The organism is Vibrio sp. D173a, assembly GCF_030248475.1.
In genome coordinates, this window is sequence record NZ_JAHGAH010000881.1 from 1 (window position 1) to 1144 (window position 1144).

General features: G+C 46.3%; 1 pseudogene. It reads right to left on the reverse strand.

What is annotated here, in order from left to right:
* Positions 1–1144: pseudogene (locus tag KIV40_RS29995) on the reverse strand (endonuclease/exonuclease/phosphatase); the annotation flags it as partial.

A 1144-nucleotide genomic window follows, 5' to 3' on the forward strand; every position in this document is an offset into this window, starting at 1 on the left:
CTCAAAACCGTAGCTATCAGCAACAACCACACCTTCTTCGTGTAGAGATTCTTCACCAATAAAGGTTTTCTCAGCCGTCTTGATCTCGTAACTTTCAGGGGCACCTGAACGATCGGTCAGTACTGTGATTGCATCTTCATTATTAAAGGCATTTAGGCTACCAAGAATGACCTTTTCACCTTCCATCTCAGCTAGCTTCTGGCCTAGGTAATCTGCCGCAGACACACGTAGATTCTCACAGCCGCCTTGGCGATCGTCGTCCGATGTATCTTCTAGACAAACTTGGTCTTTATCTGCAAAGTGGTTAACCGCAACCACAAGTTTCTCTTCACGATCTTTGAATGAGAATACCGGCACAACCGCAGCATGCTGAGTCGTAAACTCACCATTTTCCGCCTCTTGCTTCGGCATAGGGATCACTTGTAGCGAATCTAAGCCAACTGTACTCGGACGGAAAATTACGAAGTTCGCTGTCGCTAGCTCACCTACCGTTGTTAGCCCTTCACTGCTAGCAATGTTGTACTGCTTAGCCTCTGGAAGATCAGCATTAAGCTGAGTTACTAGGTAAGAAATCGCAGAGCTCTCTTCAAAGCCGTTGTTTTCAATTTCCATCAAACCAACAATATCAGCATCAAGTGCAGTTAATGCCGCAACAAGCTTCGCGGTTTGATGATCAAACTGAGTTGAATCCTGCGCACCAGGTGTCGCATCGAACGCTAAGAAGTCATTGCTCTCACCGCCACCTTGCAAGCTATTGAAGTACTCTTGGGCATTAAATGTTGCGATACGAACGTCACCCTCATCAACTTTAGGTGCTAAGTCACGGTTATTACCACGTGCAATGAAAGTATCGTTGTTCGCATCTTCTGTTACGTAGAAGCGGTAGTCTGAGTAAGAGTACCCAAGCACACCTTGAAGGTTACTTGCTCGGTCGCCGACACGAATAAAATCTTCGGTTGAACCATTTTGATCAATGTCGGTTTTAGCAAAGTCTGGATACCATGCCGGAGCACCAACCGTATCTTTCTTAAATGAATCAACCACTAAGCGTGCATCATCATTACAGTCCGCTGCTTTTGCCGCTTCGTCGGTACCAGGGAAGTTCGCTTGGTTCGGGTGAACACTAGCTTTGCCTTGGCTAAGA